General features: G+C 72.1%; 18 protein-coding genes. 6 read left to right on the top strand and 12 right to left on the bottom strand.

Annotated elements, in window-relative coordinates; translation table 11 throughout:
* Window positions 1-106 precede the first annotated feature (106 nt).
* The gene (locus PCA76_RS04005) at window positions 107-1,180 is read left to right on the top strand and encodes an adenosine deaminase (RefSeq protein ID WP_272615372.1); all 1,074 of its coding nucleotides are present in this window, start codon (window positions 107-109) and stop codon (window positions 1,178-1,180) included.
* A 5-nt stretch (window positions 1,181-1,185) separates the two neighbouring features.
* Here the strand turns inward: PCA76_RS04005 and PCA76_RS04010 are convergent, their stop codons facing one another.
* Window positions 1,186-1,479: a hypothetical protein gene (locus PCA76_RS04010; protein WP_272615373.1), complete on the bottom strand. Its 294-nt coding sequence runs from the start codon at window positions 1,477-1,479 to the stop codon at window positions 1,186-1,188.
* A gap of 502 nt (window positions 1,480-1,981) precedes the next feature.
* Between PCA76_RS04010 and PCA76_RS04015 the strand changes: the two genes are divergently transcribed.
* From PCA76_RS04015 to PCA76_RS04030, 4 genes are all read left to right on the top strand, one after another.
* Window positions 1,982-5,551, top strand: coding sequence for a sensor histidine kinase (locus PCA76_RS04015; protein WP_272615374.1), 3,570 nt, complete (start codon window positions 1,982-1,984; stop codon window positions 5,549-5,551).
* The gene (locus tag PCA76_RS04020; protein WP_030329023.1) at window positions 5,548-5,952 is read left to right on the top strand and encodes a roadblock/LC7 domain-containing protein; all 405 of its coding nucleotides are present in this window, start codon (window positions 5,548-5,550) and stop codon (window positions 5,950-5,952) included. Before PCA76_RS04015 ends, PCA76_RS04020 begins: the two co-directional genes overlap by 4 nt.
* A gap of 98 nt (window positions 5,953-6,050) precedes the next feature.
* Window positions 6,051-6,425: a DUF742 domain-containing protein gene (locus PCA76_RS04025; protein ID WP_124820399.1), complete on the top strand. Its 375-nt coding sequence runs from the start codon at window positions 6,051-6,053 to the stop codon at window positions 6,423-6,425.
* Between the two features lies 1 nt (window position 6,426).
* Window positions 6,427-7,020 (top strand): GTP-binding protein, encoded by a 594-nt coding sequence (locus PCA76_RS04030; protein WP_112732747.1) that lies wholly within the window; start codon window positions 6,427-6,429, stop codon window positions 7,018-7,020.
* Window positions 7,021-7,294: 274 nt separating this feature from the next.
* Here PCA76_RS04030 and PCA76_RS04035 read toward each other — a convergent pair whose 3' ends face one another.
* Both PCA76_RS04035 and PCA76_RS04040 read right to left on the bottom strand, forming a co-directional pair.
* A complete protein-coding gene (locus tag PCA76_RS04035) occupies window positions 7,295-9,739 on the bottom strand; it encodes a transposase (protein ID WP_272619170.1) in 2,445 nt (814 codons plus the stop codon).
* Between the two features lie 39 nt (window positions 9,740-9,778).
* Window positions 9,779-10,750, bottom strand: coding sequence for a DNA primase (locus PCA76_RS04040; RefSeq protein ID WP_272615378.1), 972 nt, complete (start codon window positions 10,748-10,750; stop codon window positions 9,779-9,781).
* 160 nt (window positions 10,751-10,910) lie between these two features.
* Here PCA76_RS04040 and PCA76_RS04045 point away from each other — a divergent pair, with 160 nt between their 5' ends.
* On the top strand, window positions 10,911-11,252 hold the full coding sequence (locus tag PCA76_RS04045; protein ID WP_272615380.1) for a PadR family transcriptional regulator: 342 nt from the start codon (window positions 10,911-10,913) through the stop codon (window positions 11,250-11,252).
* A 22-nt stretch (window positions 11,253-11,274) separates the two neighbouring features.
* Here the strand turns inward: PCA76_RS04045 and PCA76_RS04050 are convergent, their stop codons facing one another.
* The 9 genes from PCA76_RS04050 to PCA76_RS04090 form a co-directional block, all read right to left on the bottom strand.
* A complete protein-coding gene (locus PCA76_RS04050; protein WP_272615381.1) occupies window positions 11,275-11,949 on the bottom strand; it encodes a permease prefix domain 1-containing protein in 675 nt (224 codons plus the stop codon).
* A gap of 68 nt (window positions 11,950-12,017) precedes the next feature.
* On the bottom strand, window positions 12,018-13,823 hold the full coding sequence (gene cydC / locus PCA76_RS04055) for a thiol reductant ABC exporter subunit CydC (protein WP_336298047.1): 1,806 nt from the start codon (window positions 13,821-13,823) through the stop codon (window positions 12,018-12,020).
* Complete coding sequence (gene cydD / locus PCA76_RS04060; protein WP_272615383.1) at window positions 13,820-15,496, bottom strand: thiol reductant ABC exporter subunit CydD; 1,677 nt, start codon at window positions 15,494-15,496, stop codon at window positions 13,820-13,822. The genes cydC and cydD overlap by 4 nt, the downstream gene beginning before the upstream one ends.
* Window positions 15,493-16,500 (bottom strand): cytochrome d ubiquinol oxidase subunit II, encoded by a 1,008-nt coding sequence (locus PCA76_RS04065; RefSeq protein ID WP_272615385.1) that lies wholly within the window; start codon window positions 16,498-16,500, stop codon window positions 15,493-15,495. The genes cydD and PCA76_RS04065 overlap by 4 nt, the downstream gene beginning before the upstream one ends.
* 10 nt (window positions 16,501-16,510) lie before the next feature.
* The gene (locus PCA76_RS04070; RefSeq protein WP_272615386.1) at window positions 16,511-17,764 is read right to left on the bottom strand and encodes a cytochrome ubiquinol oxidase subunit I; all 1,254 of its coding nucleotides are present in this window, start codon (window positions 17,762-17,764) and stop codon (window positions 16,511-16,513) included.
* 231 nt (window positions 17,765-17,995) lie between these two features.
* Window positions 17,996-18,901: a M56 family metallopeptidase gene (locus tag PCA76_RS04075; protein WP_272615387.1), complete on the bottom strand. Its 906-nt coding sequence runs from the start codon at window positions 18,899-18,901 to the stop codon at window positions 17,996-17,998.
* 10 nt (window positions 18,902-18,911) lie between these two features.
* Window positions 18,912-19,385, bottom strand: a complete 474-nt coding sequence (locus PCA76_RS04080) for a BlaI/MecI/CopY family transcriptional regulator (RefSeq protein ID WP_272615388.1) — start codon at window positions 19,383-19,385, stop codon at window positions 18,912-18,914.
* 239 nt (window positions 19,386-19,624) lie between these two features.
* Window positions 19,625-20,449: an aldehyde dehydrogenase family protein gene (locus PCA76_RS04085; protein ID WP_272615389.1), complete on the bottom strand. Its 825-nt coding sequence runs from the start codon at window positions 20,447-20,449 to the stop codon at window positions 19,625-19,627.
* Window positions 20,442-21,872 carry an aldehyde dehydrogenase family protein gene (locus tag PCA76_RS04090; RefSeq protein WP_272615391.1) on the bottom strand — a complete coding sequence of 477 codons (1,431 nt, stop codon included), beginning with the start codon at window positions 21,870-21,872 and terminating at the stop codon, window positions 20,442-20,444. Before PCA76_RS04090 ends, PCA76_RS04085 begins: the two co-directional genes overlap by 8 nt.
* Window positions 21,873-21,877 lie beyond the last annotated feature (5 nt).

The raw sequence follows: 21,877 nt of genomic DNA on the forward strand, positions 1-21,877 counted from the left end.
GCTTGGTTGACATGTCATCGAAATGCTCGCCGTCGAACGCATCTACGGCTGGCCCGGATGAGTGGCCTTGCTCGGTTGGCCAGAGCGGGCTGACTAGGGTCTGAGCATGGTCGCAACTATCCAGTACGAGGACATCGTCAAGGTTCCGAAGGCGCTGCTGCACGACCACCTTGACGGCGGGCTGCGGCCGGCGACGATCGTCGACCTGGCCGCCGAGGTGGGCCACGAGCTGCCCACCACCGATCCCGAGGCGCTCGGACGTTGGTTCGTGGACGCGGCCGACTCCGGCTCGCTGGAGCGTTACCTTGAGACATTCGCGCACACCGTGGCGGTCATGCAGACCGCGCCCGCGCTGCGTCGGGTGGCCCGGGAGTGCGCGCTGGACCTGGCCGCCGACGGAGTGGTCTACGCCGAGGTGCGCTTTGCCCCGGAACAGCACCTGGAGCAGGACCTCAGCCTGGACGAGGTGGTCGAGGCGGTGCTGGCCGGGTTCGCCGAAGGCACCGCCCAGGCTGTCGAGGCGGGCCTGACCATCCGGGTGGGCACACTGCTCACCGCGATGCGGCACGCCGCCCGCTCCCAGGAGATCGCCGAGCTGGCCGTGCGGCACCGGGACGCCGGTGTGGTCGGCTTCGACATCGCCGGCGCCGAGGCGGGCTTCCCGCCCACCCGGCACCTGGACGCCTTCGAGTACCTGCAGCGGGAAAACTTCCACTTCACCATCCACGCCGGCGAGGCGTTCGGTCTGCCGTCGATCTGGCAGGCCATCCAGTGGTGCGGAGCGGACCGGCTCGGCCACGGCGTGCGAATCGTCGACGACATCGCTCCCGACGGCGCGCTCGGCCGGTTGGCCGCGTACGTCCGGGACAAGCGGATCCCCCTGGAACTGTGCCCCTCGTCGAACGTGCAGACCGGCGCGGTGGCCTCGATCGCGGACCACCCGATCGGCCTGCTGCGGGACCTACGGTTCCGGGCCACCGTCAACACCGACAACCGGCTGATGAGCGGCACCTCGATGTCGCGGGAGATGTCGCTGCTGGTGGACACGTTCGGCTACGGCTGGAAGGAGCTGCAGTGGTTCACGATCAACGCGATGAAGAGCGCCTTCATCCCGTTCGACGAGCGGCTGCGGATCATCGATGAGGTGATCAAGCCGGCGTACGCCAAGCTGCTGGCTTGATCTCCTCAGCCGTGCGGGTGGCCGGCGAGCAGCCCGGCCACTCGGTGCAGCACCTCCCTGGCGCGGGCCGCCTCCGCGCCCAACCCGGTCTGCCGACGCAACACCGCGGGCTCGGCCCGAAGGAGCGCCACGCCGCGCCGGACCAGCACCCGGGGCGCCTTGCGCTGCTCGGACAGGTCGCGGGCCAGCCGACGCAGGAACGTCGCGCCGCGTGGTCGACGCAGCGCGTACGCCCCGGCGAGCAGTCCTCGGCGCCGGCACTCATCGACGATCTCCGCGGCGAAAATCCCTTCGGCCACGAAAAGTGGCGATCCGGCGACATCAAATGGCCGGGTGGCCACCCGTCGATCTGCGCCGATCGCATAAACCGGCACATCGGCTCGACCGTCGCGAGCTAGTCGGGCAATGATTTCCACCGCCGTCGGAGCATCCCAGGACTGCGGCGATTCCCAATCCACCTGGCCGTTTCGTCGCGGCAACGTAGGGTCATCGCCGTCTTTGTAGAAGTCGTCCAAGCAGAGCACCGGTAACCCGGTTTGCTGCGCTATGTACGACTTTCCGGAGCCGGAGGGGCCGGCGAGCAGGACAACGCGGTGCGGATGTTTCATTACCTTCAGTTACTCCGGCCAGACGGACTGCTATCAAATCGCATCAACATCACATCACACCTTCGGCAGGTGACAACCTGGGCTTTCTTCTTGCGGACCGGCGTGATGGAATCTCGGGGGTCCGACCCGCCGGGTCGGTCGCTGAGCGTTGCCCGGGGCAACGCGTTGAAGCTGTAATCGCGAGGGCGGTGACGTGAGCAAACGGCCTCAGACGGCGGGCTCCTTCCTGTCGCGGCTGCGCCGGCCGGCCAGCCGGCTCCGGGACATGCCGATCTGGTCCAAGCTCGGTCTCATCATGATCGTGCCGACCATCGCCACGGTCGTGGTGGGCACCAGTGGTCTTGTCGACCACGTGGAGACGCTCAACAATGCCAACCGAGCTGGCGACCTGGCCAACCTGTCGAGCTATTCGGGCAACCTGGTCGACACACTGCAGGACGAGCGGACCGCCGCCGTGCTGCTGCTGGGGGCGGACGGGACGCAGCCGACGGCGCAGTACCAGGAGGCCTACAACCGGGTGAACTCCCGGGTAGACCAGGAGATGCGCCCCTACCGGCAGCAGCGGGCCGAAGTCGAGGACCTGCCGGGCAGCCTGGATACGCTGCTCGACGGCATCGACCAGAACCTGCGGGACCTGTCGGGCATCCGCAGTCAGGTGTTCAACGGCAAGCTTGCGCTCACCGAGACCGTCCAGGCGTACGAGGGTCTGATCAGTGACCTGCTCGCCATCCGTGACTCGGCCACGCAGCTCGCCGGTAACAACGACCTGAGCGACCGGATGCGCGCCGCCGCGGCGGTCGCCCGGGAGAAGGAGTTCCTCGCCGCACGCCGGGTCGTGGTGCACCGCGCGCTGGGTGTCAAGGGTGGAAAGCGCCTGACTCCGGCGCTGCGCACCGACTACATCGCCAGTGGCACCGGCCAGCAGCAGGCACTGCAGAGCTTCAAGGCCGTCGCCACACCGGACGACGCGAAGTTCCACGACCAGACGGTCGCGGGCGGCGACCGCCGGGAGGCGCAGAACTACACCGGCTGGATCGACGGCAACACCACCGGCGACATGCAACGTGCGCCGTTCGGGCCGGACCAGTGGGAAGCCGCCATGACGGCCAACGCCAAGCTGATCCGCGCCGTCGAGAGGAAACTCGACGGCGAAGTGGTCGCCGAAGCCGACAACCTCCGCTCGGACGTCCAGCGTCAGGTGTTCCTGGAGACCGGCCTGCTGCTCAGCATGCTGCTGCTGGCCATCCTCTTCGCGTACCTGGTCGCCCGCTCGATGGCCCGTTCACTGCGTGAGCTGCGGCAGGGTGCGCTCTCCGTCGCCCAGTACGGCCTGCCCCAGGCCGTGGCACGACTACGTGACCCGCAGGTCGTCGGGCAGCTCTCCCCGGTGCAGCTGGCCAACCAGATCGCCGAGCCGCTGCCGGTTCGCAGCAAGGACGAGTTCGGCCAGGTGACCGAGGCGTTCAACGCCGTCCACCTGGAAGCCGTCCGCACGGCCGCCGAGCAGGCGGCACTGCGTGCCTCCGTCGCGACCATGTTCGTCAACCTGGCCCGTCGTTCGCAGATCCTGGTCGACCGCCTCATCGGGCACCTCGACCGGCTGGAGCGCGGCGAGGAAGACCCGGACCGGCTGGCCGAGCTGTTCCAGCTCGACCACCTCGCCACCCGGATGCGCCGCAACGACGAGAACCTGCTGGTGCTCGCCGGTGCCGACTCCACCCGTGTGCAGCGTGAGCCGGCCGCGCTCATCGACGTGCTGCGCGCCGCGCAGTCCGAGGTCGAGCACTACACCCGGATCGAGTTCGGTGTCATCGACCGGGACATCGAGGTCTCCGCGCACGCGGTCAACGACCTGGTGCACCTCGTCGCCGAGCTGTTCGACAACGCCACCGCGTTCTCGCCGCCCGACTCGCAGGTGATGGTCGAGGCCCGCCGGGTCGGCGACCGCTCCTCGCTCTACGTCGAGGACCGCGGTATCGGCATCAGCAACGAGCAGTTGCGCGACCTCAACGAGCGGCTCGCGACGCCGCCGCAGGTGGACGTGGCCGTGTCCCGGATGATGGGCCTGGTCGTGGTTGCGCGGTTGGCATCCCGGCATGGTGTCCGTGTCGAGCTGCGCCCCGGCTCCGACCGCGGCACGGTCGCCGACGTGACCCTGCCCACCTCGGTGCTGGTGCCCCGGGCGCTCTCCGGCCGGGTGCAGCAGCCTCCGGCCCTGCCGGCGGCCGGCAGCCCTCAGCACGGTGGACCCGCGCCGGCCTTCGGCGCGCTGCCCGCGCTGGGCAACGGCCCTCGCCCGAGCGAGTCCGGCAACCAGGTCACCCTCGGCGGTCGTCCGTTCGACCCCGCGTCGCGCAACGGTGCCGGCACGCCCGCCAACACCGGTGCGTACCGGTCGATGCCGGCCTGGTCCGACCTCACCGGTGCGGCCGGGACGAACGGCGTCAACGGCGGCGACGGGTTCACCCCGCGGCCCGCCAACGGCCAGCCGATCGACCCGCTGCCGCAGCGCCGCGCCGGGGACGACACCCCGACCACCGGCCAGCAGCCGTCCATTCCCCGTCAGTTGCCGAGCAGCCCCGAGGCGCATCCGTATTCGGCGCCGCCGGTCTCCGCGCAGCCCTACTCCGGCGCGCCGGTCTCCGCCTCACCCGCTTCCGGCCAGCCGTACTCCGGGCAGCCGTACTCGGGTGCGCCGTACGGTGGCCCGCCGGTGTCCGCCGCCCCCGCCTCCGGGCAGCCGTACGGCGCTCCGGTGTCGGCGTCGCCAGCGTCCGGTCAGCCCTACTCGGGGCAGCCGTACTCTGCGCCGCCCGCATCGTCCGGGCAGTCGTTCAGCGGGTTCGCACCTCGATCCGCCCCGCCCGCGCAGGCACCCAACGCGCCCGCACCTCCGGCCTGGCCGCCGGTGCCGGGCGCCGACCGGGACGCGTCGACCCCGCCGGTGCCTGAGCGGCTCGCCGCCGCTCTGGACATGACGACGGAGCTGCCGCGTGTGCCGCGACCCGGCGAGCAGCCGGCCGCCGCACGGCAGCCAGCCCCGGCCCCGGCTCAAGCTCCGCAGAGTCGGCCCGCGCCGCAGCAACCGCAGGCGCAGAACCGCCAGCGGTACGCGGACGAGACGATGGAGCTGCCGATCTTCCGGGAGCTCGAGTCGGCCTGGTTCCGTACCCGCCGCTCGGGCTCGGAGGAGGCCGCGGCCGGTGCTGAGCCGGCGACGAACGGCGACACCGCGACCCAGCAGTTCGCCACGGTCGAGGCCACCGGTCGGGCAGTCCACAAGACACCACCCGGGACGACAGGTAACACACCGATGGCAGACACTCCGACAGTCGGAGGAGCGCCGCGGGACAACGGCTCCACAGCGAACGAGGGCGCCCGCCCAGGCTTCGCCGAGAGCCTGCCGAACCGCCGGCCACAACCGCAGACCAACGGCTGGCAGACCGCAGCTGACGACGGCTGGCGTGCCGCCTCGGCGGCGGCTGGCACGGTGCCGGTGAGCGAAACCACCACTACCGGCCTGCCGAAGCGCAAGCCGATGGCGCAGTTGGTGCCGGGTGCGGTGGAGAAGCCCACCACCTCGGTCCAGCGTCGTTCCCCGGAGGCGGTTCGTGGCCTGCTCTCCGCCTACCACCGGGGCGTGCAGCGAGGGCGTAGCACCTCGGACACCCCGACCAGCCCGGAGGCAACTTCGGGAGGGCAATCCTCGCAGTCTGGCTCAGGCCCGGTGGCCGGGAGCGGGCAGAAGGAGCAAGAAGGATGACAACTACGCAGGATCTTGGTTGGCTGCTGGCCAACTTCGCTGACCGGGTGCCCGGTGTCGCGCATGCGGTCGCCGTCTCGGCGGATGGCCTGCTCCTCGCGTCGTCACGGGATCTGCCACGCGACCGGGCCGACCAGCTCGCCGCGATCTCATCGGGTCTGGTCAGCCTGACCCAGGGGGCAGCCCGCTGCTTCGAGGGAGGCGCGGTGTTGCAGACCGTCGTGGAGATGGACAATGGCTTCCTGTTCCTGATGTCCATCTCGGACGGCTCGTCCTTCGCCGTGCTGGCCGCCCGCAGCTCCGACGTAGGCCAGGTCGGCTACGAGATGGCGCTGCTGGTCGACCGGGTGGGCGACGCGCTGACCCCGCAGCCGCGTGCGGCTGCGGGCATGCTGGGCTGACGCCTCGCCGATCGTGAGGTCGGCAAGACTGCAACGACGACAACGACGGGCTTCACCGGTGGGAGCCGGTAACGGGTACGAAGGAGGTGAGCGGCGAGATGGCCGATCGTGACGAACCGACCGGAGCGTTGGTCCGTCCATACGCCGTGACCCGTGGCCGTACCCGTCCCCGGCTCGACATCGCGCTGGAGGCGCTCGTCGAGACGACGGTGCGCGGCCGGACCGCTGCCAATGGCAACGGTGGTGGCCGCGAACACCAGTACATCGCCGCGCTGTGTGACGGACGCGTGCAATCGCTCGCGGAGATCGCGGCGCGGATGCAGCTACCGCTCGGTGTGGCCCGGGTGCTCATCGCCGACATGGCGACGGACGGCCTGGTCGCGGTCCACGAGCCGACCATCCTGGACGACTCCGACGACGCGGTGGGCACTGAACTGCTGGAGAGGGTGCTGAGTGGACTTCGCAGGCTCTGACATGTCGCACCGCCCGCCGAACCCGAGCGGCCGCGTGACGTCGGCGAAGATCGTTATCGCCGGTGGATTCGGCGTCGGTAAGACGACGCTGGTCGGCTCGGTCTCGGAGATCACGCCGCTGACCACCGAGGCCATCATGACCTCCGCTGGCGTGGGCGTCGACGACACCCGGCAGGTGCCGGGCAAGACGACGACCACGGTGGCCATGGACTTCGGCCGGATCTCGATCGACCGTGACCTGATCCTGTACCTGTTCGGTACGCCGGGTCAGACCCGTTTCTGGTTCATGTGGGACGAACTGGTTCGGGGCGCGATCGGTGCGGTCGTGCTGGTGGACACCCGCTGGCTGGCCGACTGCTTCGCGGCGATCGACTTCTTCGAGCACCGACGCCTGCCATACCTGGTGGCGATCAACTGCTTCGACGGGATGCAGTACCACGACCCGCAGGACGTTCGGGACGCCTTGGCGATCTCGAGCGACGTGCCGGTGGTGGCCTGCGACGCCCGTAACCGGGAGTCGACGAAGCACGTGCTGATCTCGCTGGTCGAGTACGTGCTCACCATGCGCCGTACGCGCGCCGTCGCCCCGGCCTGATCGGGACGCGTCACGCCCGGTGGTGGCTCCGGCTGCCACCGGGCGAAACATGCTGCCCTGTCAGCTGGCGTGCGGGCTCGTCTCCGCGACGACCGGTGCGCCGCCACGCCGCCTTCTGAGATCCTGGAAGCTGTCTGCTGTCCCGTCCCGGGGCGTCGCTCTTCCGAGATGTCCGAGAGGCGGCGTTGCCGTGTCCGGGGTTCTCTCTTCCATACGCGATCGCGCCCCCAGTCACTGACCGGGGGCGCGATCGCGTATGGAAGAGGGGTGACGGTCAGGACTGGTAACCGGCGGAGCGGTACTCGTACTCCCGATCGTCGTCGCGGTCCCCGTGGTCGCGGCTGAAGTCCCAGCCGCCCGCTGCCTCGCGACCGGGCCGACCACCCACCGCGAAACCGCCGATCTCCTGTCCGCGACGCCAGCCACGGAAGTAGCCGGTGGTGTTCTCCGCGAGGCTCGCCGCATCACGCACTATGCGCAATGGGCGCTCCTCGCGCAGCGGGGAACCAGGGACCAGATTGGCCTGCGGCACGCGCTTCGGCAGCCCGGCGTTGGTCTCGGCGCCCACGGCGGGGCGGGCGGCCTGCTCTGCTGCCTGCCAGCCGGTGTCGGCCGTGGTCGACCAGTCCAGGTCGGACTCCTCGGCCTGCCCGACGAACCAGGCCGACTTGGCCTGCGCGAAGATCAACAGATCGCCGTCACCCTCGTCGGAGACCGGCGGCGGTCGGTGCTCGACCGGCGGCGTTCGGCGCTCCAGCGGGGGCGGTCGGTGCTCCACCGGGGGTGGTGGCCGGTGCTCTGCGGTGCGAGCAGCAGCAGCCCGGCCGTTGCGAGCGGCCTGCTCCCGGTCGACCAACCGCAGCGGCGGCGTCTCGAGGTGCGGGTCCGCGGGTGGGGTGAGCCCCCCGCGCAGCGCCCGGTCGGCCAGCGGCGGCGGCTCCACCAGCCTCAGCATGGGTGGTTCCTGCGGCAGGTCGTCGGCCAACCAGGGCGGGGTGACCCGACCGTCGGCCCGTCCCGGGTCGGTCGGTGCGTCGATCCCGCGGCCGCCACCGTACGGGTAGGCCACCGGGTTGTTCGGCGAACTGTCGGCCGGGTCCTCCGGGTTGTTGACCAGCGGCCAGTTGGCACGGGAGCCCGGCGGGGCGGACTCTTGACCAGGCCGGGGGGTCGGCACCGGAATGCTGAGATCGGTGGCGCTGAACCCACCCGTGGGTGGCTCGTCGACCGACCGTTGCAGATGGCTCGGTCGAGGCTCGCCGTTGGTCTTCGGGCGGGGCGGAATGACCGTACGGGGCGGAATGACCGTGCGCTGCCGTTCGGCCCGCGCGTTGTTGATCGCGGCGGTGGTCAGCGTCGGCCGGAACGGCTCGCCGGCCTCGGCCGGAGGCACCATGCCGCGCTGTGCCGGTGCGATCGGGGTGATCCCGGGCGGCGGAGGCGGCGGCGAGGAGACCGGTCGGTTGGTCGGACCGTCGATCCGGCTGGGGAGCGGCTCGCGCCCGGGCAGCGTGGACGCTGGCGGACCAGCCAGCGCTGCCGGGGCCATCGGCGCGGGTGCGACCGGCGGCGGCGTGACCGGAGCCGGGGCGACCGGGGGCGGCCCGAGTGGACGGGGCGACGCCAGCGGTGCGTTACCCGGGATCGGCTCGGGGCGGCTGCGCCGCCCGAGGGCGGGTGCGGGCTCGGTAGCGGCCGGGGTGGGCCGGACCGGACGCAACCCGGCACCGGTGCTGGCCAGACCGGTCAGCTCGCCGACCGACTCGCCACGGCGGGCAGCGGCACGGCGGCCGGGTGCCTGTGCAGGCGAGCCGACCCGTGAGCCGAGCGCGCTGACCAGTGCCTCACACCCCGCGTCGCAGGCGCGTACGGCGGCGACGGCCTGGCGGACCGTCTCGGCCACCGCGGACGTCAGCGCCCGGTTGACCGCGGCGCGGCGCGGCGTCTCGGAGATGGCCACCCGCAGGGCGGTGACCGCTTCGTTGATCTCTTCTTCGTCGGCGACCCCGTCGGCGGCGAGGTGCGCGGCGATGGCATCCGCCGCGACCGAAACCTCGCGGCCCCGGGCGACGGTGCCGCCGAGCATGCCCGGCTCCGGCAGGGCGTCCAGCACTGCCAGAGAGACCGGCTCGGCCGGATCCGGGTAGGCACGCAGGGCCGCCGGGTAGAGCTCACGCAGAACCTCGCGCAGCGCCACGGCCGCGGAGTGTCGACCGGTGGCCAGAGCGGCGTGCGCGGCGAGCACCTGCTTGTAGCCGGCGAGGTCCCGGGGTGCCGGCAGGGTGACCGCGGAGAGCGCGCCCGCCTGCAACGCGCGGGCCAGGCCGACGGCCTGTCGTTCGGCCGGAGGCGACTGCATCTCCTCCAGGGAGTCGTCATCGGCGAACCGCTCGGCGAAGTCGTCCACCAAGTCGTCGTCGGCGATCGCCAAAGGTCGACCCGCCGCGCTCAGCAGCGAGATGACCGTGTGGTCGTCGCTGTCGGCGGCGATGGCCGCACCGCTCGGCCCGCCCGACCGCTCCACGAGCAGCGCGACGAGCTGGGCGTAGCCAGCGGCGTCATCGCTGATCTCGCAGACATGCAGCAGACGGCCTGCGTCATCGACCACAGCGGACGTCAGCGTCGAACCGGCGGAGGCCGGTCGGTCAGCCGGATCCGCCGAGGCCAGACCGCAGTAAACGCGCACGAGCGCCACGGCGTCGTCCTCCTCCCGGGACAGGTCTTTCCTCTGCCAGCAACTGATGCTCCCCGGTACGGGTCAGTCGCGCCAGTCCACCACCGCAGAGATCTTGCCGACAATGGTGCGCCAACCCAAACTCGCGGTCTGCGCTCCGATCTTCTTCAGCCGCCGCCGACCGAGGAAAGCACCGATCCCACCGTTGGCGGTGGCACGCAGCGCCTCGTCCAGGTCGTCGAGGCTGGAGCCGGCGGAGAGCATGTCGAGTACCGCAGGCAGCCGCAATGCGTACGAGAGGTCACGAGCGGCCTCACCGGCCTCGATCAACAGTGTCGAATCCCACGTGTCGTGCCCGCCGCGCAGGTTCTCCACGACCAGGTCAAGTTCGTAGGTGTCCTCGTCGAGCGGCGCGATATCTGCCGGCTCCACCCGTTCGGACAATTCATTCCAGCTGTCCAGTTGGGACAGATCGTTGGGCGCGCCGGACCGGATGAAACTGACCAACGACTCGGGGGTCTTGAACAGCAGCAGCTTGCCCCGGTTGCTGAGGAAGACCGGCACCTCCTCGTCGTCCGCCTCGTCCGTGACGTCGTCGTCCGCCTCGTCCGCGTCGGCCTCGGCGTCGGCGTCGGCGTCGGCGTCGGCGGCACCATCGCGGCGTCGACGCGTCGACTCGTCCTCGTCGGCGAACTCGTCGGCCAGGTCCTCGTCGAGGATGACGACGGTCTCGTCGTCCTCCTCCTCGACCACCTGACGGCGGGCGAGGAACGGGTCGTCCTGGTCGCGCTCGGTCACGTCGGTCGGAGTCAGCGAGCTGGCCGGCCGGTACGCCCGCAGCGTGAAGCCGGTGCCGGCGGGCAGCGCGATCTCCACCGGATCGATGCGCAGCTCGTCCCAGAGCGAACGGTCGACCGAGGCCGACGGACGGTCGATCTCCTCGGCCTCATCTGGCTCGACCGCGCCGGTGGTGTCGTCGAGCTCGGGCTCGTCGGCGTCGGGCCGTTGGGGCGACTGGCGGGCCACGCTGACCTCCGTGTGCTTCGGGTTGCCCACCCGCCGGGGTCTCTGACCGGCGAGTGACTCTGGGCACACACCCTAGTCGGCGGCCCTGGGTGACCGGTGCCCGCACCCCGGTGGCCGACTGGCGTACGAGTCCGACCTGCTGGTGGCGGTCGGTGGCGAATCGACCGTTCAACAAGTAGCGTAGCTACGCATGAAGGCCCAGGCGCTGCACGGCCATCTCGACGCTCTGCTGCTCGCCGTGCTCGAACAGGGCGCGCTGCACGGCTACGCCATCATCGAGGCGCTCCGCGCGCGCAGCGACGGCACCCTGGATCTGCCCACCGGCACCATCTACCCGGCGCTACGCCGCCTCGAACGCGCCGGGAACGTGGCGAGCACCTGGAGCACGGTCAACGGCCGGGAGCGGCGGACGTACCAGCTCACCGACTCGGGCCGGCGGGCGCTGGCCGGGGAGCGCGCCGGTTGGCACGAGTTCCAACTGACCGTCGGCCGGTTCCTCGACCCCGGCAGCCCACCCACGAGCCCGGCCTGACTCCCGTCGACCGTGGCACTGGTCAGCGGGTGGCGGCGAGCAGCCAGCCGCGCGCCGCGCGGGCCAGCGAGAAGTACGCACCGCCCACCAGCACCGCGCCGATGATCATCGGTGGCCAACTCAGCGCCGCTTCCCAGAGATTGAGTGACCAGGTGAAGAGGGCGCAGCCGGCAACCATGCCGAGGACCAGCATGCCGGTCAGGCCGGTGCCCACCACGCGTTGTGCCAGGGCCAGGCCCGGTCGGGGCGAACGCGCGCTCGCCGCGACCACCAGCAGACCGGTCACCGCGAGCAGCAACGCACCCATCCAGATCCAGTCGACCGAGTTGGAGAGCAGCAGGTAGCCGGCCGGGGGGCGTGGCCCACCGCTCCAGCTCGACCCCCGCCAGGTCAGGTCGCCGGCGGCCACTCCCACCCCGGCGATCGCCAGCATCCGCAGGGAGAGCCCGCGCAGGGCACCCACGGCCAGCTCGGCCTGCCAGGAGGGGAGCAACTGCGCCGGCGAGCCGAACTCGGCCACCGCCCGGCGCTGCGCCTCAGTGGGCGACACGCCGCTCTCGCGGTACGCCTCGACGGCGTCCAGCAGCCCGTGCCGGGCCTCGGTCAGCAGGTCGGACTTGAGTCGCGCCGGCCCCTGCAAGCGGGCGGCCAACTCCCGCAGGTGCTCGTCGACCAACACGTCCTCACAGCGCGGCATGGCACCACCCTGCCACGGACTCCAAGGTGCCGACGTCCGGGAGAACCCTGGTCCGCCCCCGAGCCCGGTCAGGGGGCGAGCGCCAGGTAACCCCGTTCGGCCGCCGCTTGGAGCAGCCACTGGTCCCGGTACCAGCCGGGGACGGCAACCAGTTCGGCGTGCCGACCGCGCTGGATCACCCGGCCGCCGTCGAGGACGACGATCTCGTCCAGCTCGGCCAGGCCGCTGAGCCGGTGGCTGATCAGCAGCACCGAGTGCCCGGCTGGGGTGGCGGCGAGCGCGGACGCGAGCACCGCGTCCGCGGCGGTCGGGTCCAGCCCTTCGGTGGGCTCGTCGAGCACCAGCACCGGTGGCGCGGCGAGCAGGGCCCGGGCGAGCGCGAGCCGCTGCCGCTGGCCGCCGGAGAGCTGCCCGCCCTCCTCGCCGACCAGCGTGTCCCAGCCGGCGGGCTGGGCGCGTACCCACTCCAGCAGGCCGGCGGCGGCGTTGGCCGCGGTCAGCTCCTCCTCGCCTGCCCCGGCACGCCCGAGCAGCAGGTTCTCCCGCACCGTGGCATGGAAGACGTGCGCCTCGGCGAGCAGCCCGCCGACCGCGCGGGGCAGCGCCTCCTCGGCGTACGCCGAGAGGTCTCTACCGTCCATGGTGACCCGGCCGGACACGGGCCGGACGGCGCCGGTCAGCACGGCGGCCAGGGTGCTCTTGCCGGCGCCGCTCGGGCCGACCACCGCGATCCTCCGCCCGGCCAGCAGGTCCAGGCTGACGCCGTCCAGGGCGGGGGCCGCGCCGGCCCGGTACCGCACGGTCACGTCGACGAAGCGCAGCTCGTGCGGGCCGCCCAGGTCGGTCACGCCGTCCGTGGGCGGGGGAGTCGGCGTGTCGACATCGAGCAGGGCGGCCACCCGGGCCAGACCGGGCCGCAGTTGCGTCCACTGCCGGGCCGCCCCGACCAGCGCCAGAGCCACCTCGACGGCGGCCAGAGCGCCGACGGCCAGGACGCCCACCAGCACCCCCGGCACGTCGGCGGCCAGCGCGGCCAGCACCACCGCCGCAGCGGTCAGCCCGGCGGTCAGCACCCCGGCCGCGTCCACCGCGAACCCGGTGGCGGCCAGCCGACGTTCCAGTCGGGCCAGCCGGCGGGCACGCTGCTCGGCGGCGCGCAGCGTGACGTCGGTCGCCCCGAACGCGGCCAGGTCGGCGGCGCCGTGGGTGAGGTCGATCGCGTCGGTGGCCAGTGCTCCGCGCAGTGGGGCCACCTCGGCCGCGCTGCGGCGAGTGACGGCGGTGGCCAGCACGGGCAGGGCCACCCCGGCAACCAGCAGGCCGACGGCGAGCGCGGCGGCGGCCGGCGGTGAGATCAGCGCCGCCACGGCGACTGCCAGCACACCGACCAGGGCCGCCGCCGAGCCCGGGACCAGCACCCGCAGCAGCAGGTCCTGGACGGCCTCGACGTCGGAGACCAGCCGGCTCAGCACGTCCCCCGAGCGGTACACGGTGCTGCGGCGGGCCGCGAGGGTGGCGAAGACCCGGGCCCGAACGTCGGTGATCATGCGAAGCACCGCGTCGTGCCCGGCGAGCCGCTCGGTGTAGCGGAACACGCCACGGCTGATCGCCAGCGCCCGGACCGCGACGATCGCCACGGTGAGCCGGTCCAGCGGAGGCTGGCCGGCGGCGCTCATCAACAGCCAGGTGGCGGTGGCCATCAGGGCGAGCCCGGCAAACTCGGTGGCGGCTGCGAGCAGGCCGGCACCGACCAGGCGGCTCAGGTACGGCCGGGCCAGCCGCAGCACGGCCCGCTCGGCGTCGGCCCGCCCGGCCTGCTTCACGTCGGCGACCGGCTCCGCGCCCACCCGGTCCGGCTCGTGTTTCGCGCTCATCGGGTCGCCTTCCCGGTCGGCTCGGGCGTCAGCTCGGTGACCCGGCCGTCCTCGACACGCAGGATCCGGTCGGCATCCGCGAGCAGCGCCGGTCGGTGCGCGACCAGCAGCGCGGTCCGCCCGGCGACAAGACGGCGGGTGGCGTCGAGCACCACCGCCTCGGCCGCGGTGTCCAGTCGGGCGGTGGGTTCGTCGAGCAGCACCACCGGTGCGGCCCGCAGGAATGCCCGGGCCAGCGCCACCCGCTGCCGCTGCCCGCTGGACAGCCCGTGGCCGCGTTCGCCGAGCAGGGTGTCCAAACCGTCCGGCAGGCCGGCCACGACGTCGTCCAGGGCGGCGTCGTGCACCGCGGCGGCGAGTGCGTCGGCCGGGGTGTCCGGTGCGCCGAGCCGGATGTTGTCGGCCAGCGAGGCGGCGAAGAGGTGGGCCCGTTGCGGCACCCAGGCGAGCTGCCGGCGCCAGGCGTCCGGGTCGGCGGTCGTGAGGTCGACCCCGTCCACGGTGACCCGGCCGCTGGTCGGGGTCACGAAGCCGAGCAGCAGGCCGAGCAGGGTGCTCTTGCCGGCGCCGCTGGGCCCGATGATGGCGATCCGTTCGCCGGGCCGGATGGTCAGGGTCACGTCGCGCAGGGCGGTGGTCCGCTCGTACGCCACGGTCACCCCCTCGAAGCGGATCTCGCGCCGCGCGTCGGGGGTGGCGGCACCCTCGGCGGCCCGGGGAGCGGTGGGCGCGGCCGAGATGGTCAGTGCCTCGTCCAGTGCGGCGAGCCCCTCCATGCTGGCGTGGAAGCGGCTGCCGGCGGACCGCAGCGGCAGGTACGCCTCCGGGGTGAGCAGCAGCACCAGCAGCGCGGTCTGCAGGGCCAGCCCGCCGCCGAGCAACCGGATGCCGACCGGCACCGCGACCAGCGCCACCGAGAGGGTGGCGACCAGTTCCAGCACCAGCGCGGAGAGGAACGCGATCCGCAGCGTCTTCATGGTGGCAACACGGTGTCCGTCGGCCATCCGGCGCACCACGTCGGTCTGTGCCCGGGCTCGCCCGAACACGCGCAGCGTGGGCAACCCGGCGACCATGTCCAGGAAGTGCCCGCCGAGCAGCGAGAGCCGGCGCCACTGCCGTTCGGTGGCGGCCTGCGCCTGCCAGCCGAGCAGCGCGCCGAAGACCGGGATCAGCGGCAGGGTCAGCGCGATGATCACCGCCGAGCTCCAGTCGGCGAAGACGACCCGGGCGAGCACCGCCACGGGCACCGTCACGCTGAGCACCAACTGCGGCAGGTACCCGGTGAAGTACGCGTCCAGCGCGTCCAACCCGCGTCCGGCCAGGGTGGCGACCTCACCGGCTCGCTGCCCGGCCACCCAGCCGGGCCCGTGTCGGCCCACCGCGCCGAGCAGGTCGGCCCGCAGGGTGGCCTTGACCGTGGCGGCGACCCGCGCCGAGACCGTGCCCTGCGCCCAGACCAGTGCCGAGCGGGCAGCGAGCGCGACCACGAAGCCGGCCAGCGCCGGCCGATCCAGCCGACCGCCGATGGCGGTGGCCAGCACCGCCGCGAGCGCGGTGGCCTGCGCCACGATCAACCCGGCGGCGAGCACGCCGAGAAGCGCGAGCACGGCAAGATCGCGCCGGGCCGCAGGGACCCGGCGCAGCAGACGCGGGTCGAACGGTCGGCGGTTCACCAGTACACCGGTGCCCTGCCGTCGGTCCGTCCTCGGAAAACCCACCAGCACATGGCCTGAAAGCCTAGTAGGACCGGCAGAAGGGGCAGCGCCAGCCAGCCCAGTAGCCGCAGCGTCGGTGTGCTGGCGGCGGCGTCGGCCACGGCCAGCGAGGCGTTCGGGTCGGTCGTGGACACCAGCACGTAGGGCCAGAGGGCCGCGCCGACCAGCACCACCGGCAGCGCCAGGGCCGCGCCGGTGGCGACCAGGGCCCACCCCGGCCGCCGCCGCGCCAGCGCCGCACGGGCCGCCAGCAGCGCCGCCGCCAGGAGCACCGGCAGGAGTACGGCCACCGCCGGCCGCTGGACGGCGTCGCGTACCCGGGAGGAGAGGAGACCCACGACGGTGGCCAGTGCGACCGCGGTGAGCGCAACCGGCACCAGCCGGCGAGCCGTGCGGCCGACCACGGCGGCGGCGTCGGCCGACAGGCGCAGGGTGAGGAAGGTCGCGCCGTGCACCGCGACCAGGGTGACCATGGCCAGACCGGCGGCGGCGGCGAACGGGGTGGCGAGGTGCGACACCCCGGCGACGTGCCCGTCGGCCTGGAGCGGCACGCCCTGGAGCAGCGCGGCGAGCACCACACCCCAGCCCAGTGCGGCGAGGGCGCTGCCGATCATCACGACGCGGTCCCAGCGGGCGCGGATCCGCTCCTCGGTGGGCCGGCTGCGCAGTTGCACCCCCGCGGTGACCAGGATGACGCCGACCAGGGCACCCGCGACAGCCGGATAGCAGCCGGAGAGCAACTCGCCCTCCAGCACCGGGAACGCGCCGAAGAGGACGCCCATGGCGGCCACCAGCCAGACCTCGTTGCCGAGGAAGAACGGGCCGAGCGCGGTGAGCGTCTCCCGCCGCCCAGCGGGGCCGCCGCCGCGGGCGAGCAACAGCCCGACGCCATAGTCGTATCCGGCGAGCACCAGGTAGCCGGCGAAGAAGAGGCCGAGCAGGGCGTACCAGGCGAGGTCCACGGTCTTCTCCTCAGACGAGGGCGGGTTCGGGGTGGGCTGGCTCGCCGGGCGGGGCCGGGGGACGGCCGAGCGCCGGATCGGCCGCACCACGGGCCGCGTGCCGGGCGAGCAGCACCCAGTTGGTGACGGCGAGGGTGCCCAGCAGCAGGCTGAAGCCGATCAGCGAGGCGAGCATCACCGGCGCGCCGACCGGTGAGACCGCCTGCTCGGTGGGGAGCAGCCCGTACGCCACCCAGGGTTGGCGGCCCACCTCCCGGGCGATCCAGCCGAGGATCACCGCGACGAACGGCAGCGGCAGGGCGAGCAGGATCAGCCAGAGCGGGAAGCGCAGCCGGATGATCCAGTCCCGGAAGAGCAGGGGCAGCAGCAACCAGACGCAGCCGAGGGTGAAGCCGATCAGGATCATGAAACCCAGCCCGACGCTGGCCAGGACCGGTGGCGTGTAGTCGCCGGGGCCGAACCGGGTGGTCCACTCCGCGATCAACGCCTGGGCCTCCGGGCTCTGGCCGCCGAACTTGGTCGGCTGCACCCCGCCGACCGGGCCGAACTGGGCGAAGCCGAAGCCCTGCACCGCGCTGATCGCCAGCGCCGAGGTGACCAGGCCGATCCGCAGTGACGTGCGGAAGAGCGCGAAGTCGGGGGTACGCCGGATCAGGTGCCAGGCGCTGACCGCCGCCACCAGCATCCCGCCGACCAGCAGCGCGGCCGAGACCACGTGCCCGAACGCCATGCCGAGGCTGGGGTTGGTGAGCAGCGCGCCGAAGTCGGTGAGGTGGGCGATCCCGTCGCGCACCTCGTACCCGACCGGGTGCTGCAGCCACGAGTTGGCCACCATGATCCAGAACGCCGAGGCGTACGCGGTGATCGCCACGCCCCAGAGCAACGCGAGGTGGACACCCTTGCCGAGCCGGTGCCAACCGAAGATCCACATCCCGAGGAACGTGGACTCCAGGAAGAACGCCACCAGCGTCTCGATGGCCAGTGGCGCGCCGAAGACGTTGCCGACGTAGCGCGACAGGCCGCTCCAGTTCAGCCCGAACTGGAACTCCATGACGATGCCGGTGGCGATGCCGAGCACGTAGTTGATCACGTAGAGCTGGCCCCAGTACCGGGTGAGCCGCTCCCACTTCGGGTTGCCGGTGAGCACCCAGGCGGTCTGCATCCCGACCAGCAGGGTGACCAGCCCGAGCGTGACGACCACGAACAGAAAGTGGATCGAGGTGGTGGTGGCGAACTGCAGTCGGGCGAGGAGCAGGGTGTCCATGGCCGGCTCTCCGTAAGCGTTGGCTCCCTTGTCGTAGCCACCCTACACGTAGCTTAACTACACATCATGTTACTACGCTCCGTCGTAAATGCATTTCCGACGATGTGTGCCGCGATCTTGCAGTTCCGGTCTGCCATTCGCGTCCTTTGCGGCATATGTCACGGCAGAAATCGCAAGATCGCGCATAAGGGATGGCGCGCGGGCGTGGGCGTCAGCGACGCCGGGTGGGCGTCAGCTCAGGAAGAGCGTGACCGGGAGCGCGACCAGCGTGGTGGCGACCGCGAGGGCGGTGGCGCCGAGCACCCGGGGCGGCCGGTCGCTGACCAGCAGACGCTGCATCCGTACGTCAAGATCGCGGTCGCCCATGCCCAGCGCGCCGGCCGGAGTGATCCGGTGACCGGCGGCGGCGAACTGGCGCAATGCTCCCGCCAGCGGTGCCTCCGCGTGCAGCTCACGGGCCTTGTCGTCGGCGCGCATCTCGACCAGCAGGGCGACCCGCTCGTGCGCGTCGCGGACCCAGCCGAACCACGGCAGCGCGCGGCACAGCGCGGTGAACGGCAGCAGCACCAGGTCGTGCCGCTCGTGGGCGTGCGCGCGCTCGTGGCTGAGCACCGCGGCCAGTTCGGCCCCGTCCAGCAGGCTCAGCGTGCCGGCGCTGACGACCACCTGCGGCTTCACCCCCGGCAGGCAGTACGCGGCGGCGCTCGGATGATCCAGCACCAGCGCGCCGGGTGCGGCCGGATCGTCCCGGGCGACCAGGGAGAGCAGGTCCCGGTGCCGGCGTTGGGCGCGTACGGTGCCGTGGATGCTGCGCGCGGTCGTGGTGACCAGCACCGCGCCGATGCCGAAGCCCACCCCGACGCCCGCCAGGTGGAAGGTGCCCACCCCGACCGGCAGCGTGCCGTGGCCGAGGTCGTTGGCCAGGGCGAGGAGGGCGCTCCCGGTCGGCAGGTCGTACGCGCTCACTCCGAGCGCCATCGGCAGACCCATCGCGGAGAGTCCCAGCGCCAACCCGACGGCCTGCCAGCAGATGATCGCCACGCGAGGGCTGCGCCACGTCCAGGTGGAGCGGGCCAGCACCTGAGCGGTCAGATAGCAGGCCAGCATGGTGGCGGCGAAGTGCACGGCGTAGGCCATGGCGCGCGCCCTACCGCTCCGCTGCCTCGCCGGCAGGTCGTCGGCCCGCCGGCCCGTCGAGGCGATCGGTCAGCTGGGCCCCGCCCGTGGTGTCGTCGCCCGTGGTGTCGTCGCCGGTCAGGCCGGCCTCGCTGCCCAGGGCCGCGCGCAGCACCTCGGCCTCGGTGCCGGTCACCGAGCGGGCGAACCGCACCAGCGCGGCGTCCCGACTGCCGCCCAGGTCGAGGGCGTCGAGCATGAGTTGGGCGATGTGCGCCTCACGGCTGGCCGATGGCCGGTACCGCCAGGCCCGGCCCTCTCGTTCCCGCTGCACCATGCCCTTGCCGGCGAGCCGGTCCAGCACGGTCATCACCGTGGTGTACGCGAGTTCGCGACCATCGAGCGCGTCGGCCACCTCGCGCACGGTCACACCATCCGACGTGCCGGGGACCACGTCCCACAACACGTCCATCACCGCACGCTCAAGATCGCCCAACCGAGTCACCCACCAATCCTACCCCCGGTAGTAGACCCGCCCGACCCCGCCGCCCAGCGCGGATCTTGACCGCGCTGCCGACACCCCGCTGGCCGGCAACCCACCCCGAGGCAGAACCCATGCGCTGACCCACCCGACGAACCCGGCCCACGTCAGGTTTTCCGGGGGAGCCCCACCCGCGCAGGGATCAAGCCTGACCGCCCGGAGTGGGCGGGCTCCCCCGGAAAACCCACAGGCCGGGAACGACATCACACCCCCTTGGGGTGCCACACCGTCTTCGTCTCCAACAGCGCGGTCATCTGGGCCAGGCCCGGGTCGGCGGACCAGTCGTGGTCGGCCGGGGCCGGTCGGAGCACCCGCTTGAGGTTTTCCGCCGCCTTGATCTCCAGATCGGTGGCGAGCGAGGCGTCGGTCACCCCGGTCAGGTCGATCGCGTTGACGTCCATGTGCGCCGCCAACGTCGGTGCGGTCTCGGTGATCGCGCCGGTGAGGATGTTGACGACCCCGCCGGGCAGGTCGGAGGTGGCGAGCACCTCGGCCAAGGTGACCGCCGCCAGCGGTTCGGAGGGCGAGGCCGCCACGACCACCGTGTTGCCGGTGACGATCGCCGGGGCGATCACGCTGACCAGGCCGAGCAGCGCCGGGCGTTCCGGGGCGACCACCGCGACCACGCCGGTCGGCTCGGGCGCGGAGATGTTGAAGTAGGGGCCGGCGACCGGGTTGGCGCCGCCGTACACCTGGGCGAGCTTGTCGGCCCAGCCGGCGTACCAGACCCAGCGGTCCACCGCGGCGTCCACCTCGTCGCCCGGTATGCCCAGGGCGACGAACTGCTCGCGGCGGCCCTCCAGCATCTCGGCGGCGCGGTAGAGGATCTGACCCCGGTTGTACGCGGTCGCGCCGGCCCAGCCCTTCACGGCGGCGCGGGCGGCGACCACCGCGTCCCGGGCGTCCTTGCGGGAGGCCAGTGACACATTCGAGGACTGCACGAGATACGACCGTCCCGACTCGCTGCGCGGGAACTTCCCGCCGATGAAGAGCTTGTACGTCTTGCGTACCGCGACCCGCTCAGACATTGAGGTAGCCCTCCAGCCCGTGTCGGCCGCCCTCGCGACCGTAGCCCGACTCCTTGTAGCCACCGAACGGCGAGGTGGGGTCGAACTTGTTGAACGTGTTGGCCCACACCACTCCGGCGCGCAGCCGGTCGGCCATCCACAGGATCCGGGAGCCCTTGTCGGTCCAGATGCCCGCCGACAGCCCGTACGGCGTGTTGTTGGCCTTCTCCACGGCCTCGGCCGGGGTGCGGAAGGTGAGCACCGACAGCACCGGGCCGAAGATCTCCTCGCGGGCGATCCGGTGTGCCTGGGTGACCCCGGTGAAGATGGTCGGCGCGAACCAGAAGCCCCGCTCGGGCAGGTCGCACGGTGGGGACCAGCGCTCGGCGCCTTCGGCCGAGCCGGCGTCGGACAGTTCGCGGATCCGCTCCAACTGGGCGGCGGAGTTGATCGCGCCGACGTCGGTGTTCTTGTCCAGTGGGTCGCCTACCCGGAGCTGGGCCATCCGCCGCTTCAGCGACTCCAGCACGCGGTCGGCCACGTTCTCCTGGACCAGCAGTCGGGAGCCGGCGCAGCAGACGTGCCCCTGGTTGAAGAAGATGCCGTTGACGATGCCCTCGACGGCCTGGTCGATCGGGGCGTCGTCGAAGACGATGTTGGCGGCCTTGCCGCCCAACTCCAGGGTGAGCTTTTTCCGGGTGCCGGCGACGGATCGGGCGATGGCCCGTCCGACCTCGGTGGAGCCGGTGAACGCGACCTTGTCCACCCCGGTGTGCTCGACCAGGGCGCGGCCGGTGTCGCCGGCGCCGGTGACGATGTTGACCACACCGGCCGGCAGATCGGCCTGCTGGCAGATCTCGGCGAAGAGCAGCGCGGTCAGCGAGGTGGTCTCGGCGGGCTTCAGCACCACCGTGTTGCCCGCGGCGAGCGCCGGGGCGATCTTCCAGGCCAGCATGAGCAGCGGGAAGTTCCAGGGGATGACCTGCGCGGCCACGCCGATCGGCTGCGGGTTCGACCCGAAGCCGGCGTGGCCCAGCTTGTCGGCCCACCCCGCGTAGTAGAAGAAGTGCGCGGCGACCAGGGGCAGGTCGACGTCGCGGGACTCCTTGATCGGCTTGCCGTTGTCCAGTGACTCCAGGACGGCCAGCTCGCGGGAGCGCTCCTGGATGAGCCGGGCGATGCGGTAGAGGTACTTCGCGCGGTCCCGGCCCGGCATCGGACCCCAGACCTTGTCGTACGCCTTCCGGGCGGCGCGCACCGCGCGCTCCACGTCCGACGCGCCGGCCTCGGCGATCTCGGCCAGCACCTCCTCGGAGGCGGGGTTGATCGACTTGAAGCTGCCACCGTCGGCAGGGTCGACGAACGTACCGTCGATGAACAGCCCGTACGAGGGTTTGAGGTCCACCACCGAGCGGGACTCGGGGGCGGGGGCGTATTCGAACATCGGCT

The organism is Micromonospora sp. LH3U1 (assembly GCF_028475105.1).
In the GTDB taxonomy this organism is placed as follows: domain Bacteria; phylum Actinomycetota; class Actinomycetes; order Mycobacteriales; family Micromonosporaceae; genus Micromonospora.